Raw genomic sequence first — 2557 nt, 5'->3', positions numbered from 1 at the left:
GGATCGGCCGGGCTGGCCTGCGGCGGCTGGGCGCTGGCGGCCGGGGCAGGCGGTGGCAGCGGCGCGGTGGCCGGCGGCGGTGCCACGGAATCGGCGGTTTGCGGCGAGGCGGGGGCGGCACGCTCGGTGGCGGAAGCCAGCGGTGTCTGGGCCGCTGGGGCCGGGGCCACCGCATTCGGCTGGGTCGCCGGGGGCGGGATCAGTACGCGGGGCGCGGTTTCCACCGGGGCGCCCATCCAGGCGAGGGTGGCGGCGGTGCCGCCCGCCGCCAGCAGCACAAGCAGCCAGAACACGGCCAGGCCCCGCCAGAGGCGGCGCCTGCCCTGTTCACCCAGGGGCGTTACCCGTGGGGCGGCCCGCATGGCCCGTTCCTTCCGGCCGCGCTCAGCGCGCGGCGCGGCGCTGCGGCTCGGCCGTCGTCCAGGCGCGCAGGAACTTGGCAGCCTGCTGAAGCTGGAAGTCCGTCTCCGGCTTGGTCGGGTCGAAGGACGGCGCGCCCTCGGGCGGCAGGCGCTGCACCTGGTCGGCCAGCCCGGCCGGCAGGTTCAGCGGCGGCAGGGGCGGGATCTCGTGCGTGTCGTTGTCGTTGCGCAGCGCGCGGCGCAGCTCGGCCTCGCGGTCGCGCAGCGGCGCGTTGGCTTCTTCCCGCGTCGCCAGCACCTCGATGTCCGGGGTGATGCCGAGGCCCTGGATGGAGCGGCCGGACGGCGTGTAGTAGCGCGCCGTGGTCAGCCGGATGGCGCCGTTGCCGGGAATCGGCATGACGGTCTGCACGCTGCCCTTGCCGAAGGACTTCACGCCCATGATGACGGCGCGGCGGTGGTCCTGCAGCGCGCCGGCGACGATCTCGCTGGCCGAGGCGCTGCCGCCATTGACCAGCACCACCACGTGCAGGTCGCCGGTGATATCACCCGGCTTGGCGTTCCAGCGCTGCGCGTCCTCCGCCCGGCGGGCGCGGGTGGAGACGATCTCGCCCTGGTTCAGGAAGTCGTCGGAGACCTGCACGGCCTGGTCCAGCAACCCGCCCGGGTTGTTGCGCAGGTCGAGGATGATGCCCTTCAGCGCGTTGTTGGACTGCCGGCGCATGGTGGCGATGGCGTTGCGCAGCGCCGTGTCCGTCTGGTCGTTGAAGGAGGAGAGGCGGACATAGCCGACGTCGTTGCCCTCCAGCAGCCGGAAGCGGGCCACCTGCGGGCGGATCACTTCCCGGGTGAGGGAGAGTTCCAGCGGCGCCTCGGCGCCCGGGCGGCGGATGGTCAGCTTGATGCTGCTGCCGCGCTCGCCGCGCATCTGGTCGACGGCTTCCTGCAGGGTCAGGCCCTGGACGGAGTTGCCGTTGATGTGGGTGATCAGGTCGCCCGGCTTCACGCCGGCCTTGGCGGCGGGCGTGTCGTCGATCGGCGAGATGACCTTGACGTAGCCGCCTTCCTGGCTGACCTCGATGCCGAGGCCGCCGAACTCGCCGCGCGTCTGCACCTGCATGTCGCGGAAGGAACGGGCGTTCATGTAGCTGCTGTGCGGGTCCAGGCCCTGCAGCATGCCGTTGATGGCCGATTCGATGACCTCGCGGTCATTCACCGGCTCGACATACTCGGCCTTCACCCGCTCGAAGATATCGCCGAACAGGTTCAGCAGCCGGTAGGTCTCGGCGCGGCCGCTGGCCTCCTGCGCGAAGGCGGAGACGATGGGGGGGGCGACGAGGGGCCCAAGCGTGGCACCTGCGGCAAAGGCCGCCGCAACCACGCCCACCGTACGCAAACGAGACTTCATGCTGCGACCCTTCATCCGGCCAGCGATCCATAATCAGACAACCCTGGCACCGTTGGTACCCGGGCTTCGGCGGCCCCGGCGCCACCAGCGCCGAGGTTTTGGCCTGATACCATCGGCATCAGGATAGCGGGCCTGGCGCCACCACCAAACTCGGCGGCGGGCAGCCTAGCGACAGGAAGCGTAGAGCAAAACCCGCGCCACGCCCCGTGGTTTTACATTCCGAGACGGAGAGGAGGATTTGCGCCCCTTCGCCTCCCTGGTTCGCCAGGGCCGGCTGCCTGCGCGCGCTCACGCCCACGCCGGCCACGCCATCCCGTGCTTCGTTCTCCATACCCGGGGCGCCGCGGGGCTTCCCACGCACCGGCCATGCCGCCTCTAGCCGCGGGATCGGAACCACCCTTTCGGGTCCACCGGCTGCCCGTTGCGGCGCAACTCCAGATAGAGCATCGCCCGCCCCCCAGCATTGCCTGAATCGCCGCTGCCGAGAACCCCCACCGGTTCCCCCGCCAGCAGGCGTGACCCGGCCTCGGCATCCAGCCGGTCCAGCCCGGCCAGGACGAAATGGTAGCCGCCGCCGCAATCGACGATCAGCAACTGGCCGTAGCTGCGGAAGGGGCCCGAGAACACGGCACGCCCGCCGCAGGGGCTGACGACGCGGGCACCGGCCGGCGCGGCATAGGTCAGGCCACGGGCCGGGCCACCGGCGCCGGCATCGCCGAAGTCGCGCGTCAGCCGGCCGGCCACCGGCACGGCACGGCCGCCACGGGCTTCCGGTGCCGGGGTGGGC

General features: G+C 72.1%; 2 protein-coding genes and 1 pseudogene. All 3 read right to left on the bottom strand.

Annotated features, from left to right (window positions below; translation table 11 throughout):
* Nucleotides 1-362 (bottom strand): annotated as a pseudogene (locus IBL26_RS25355) (hypothetical protein); the annotation flags it as partial.
* A 22-nt stretch (nucleotides 363-384) separates the two neighbouring features.
* Nucleotides 385-1770 carry a S41 family peptidase gene (locus IBL26_RS25350; protein ID WP_241749740.1) on the bottom strand — a complete coding sequence of 462 codons (1386 nt, stop codon included), beginning with the start codon at nucleotides 1768-1770 and terminating at the stop codon, nucleotides 385-387.
* 375 nt (nucleotides 1771-2145) lie between these two features.
* On the bottom strand, nucleotides 2146-2557 hold a 412-nt coding region (locus IBL26_RS25345), incomplete at its 5' end, for a murein hydrolase activator EnvC family protein (RefSeq protein WP_187787270.1).

The sequence above is a fragment of the Teichococcus aerophilus genome (genome assembly GCF_014490485.1).
Lineage (GTDB): Bacteria > Pseudomonadota > Alphaproteobacteria > Acetobacterales > Acetobacteraceae > Pseudoroseomonas > Pseudoroseomonas aerophila.
This window is presented reverse-complemented; position numbering and strand designations above follow the sequence as displayed.

Coding starts and splice junctions, on each gene's coding strand:
- IBL26_RS25350 (WP_241749740.1), bottom strand. CDS start 1,770: ATGAAGTCTCGTTTGCGTACGGTGGGCGTGGTTGCGGCGGCCTTTGCC.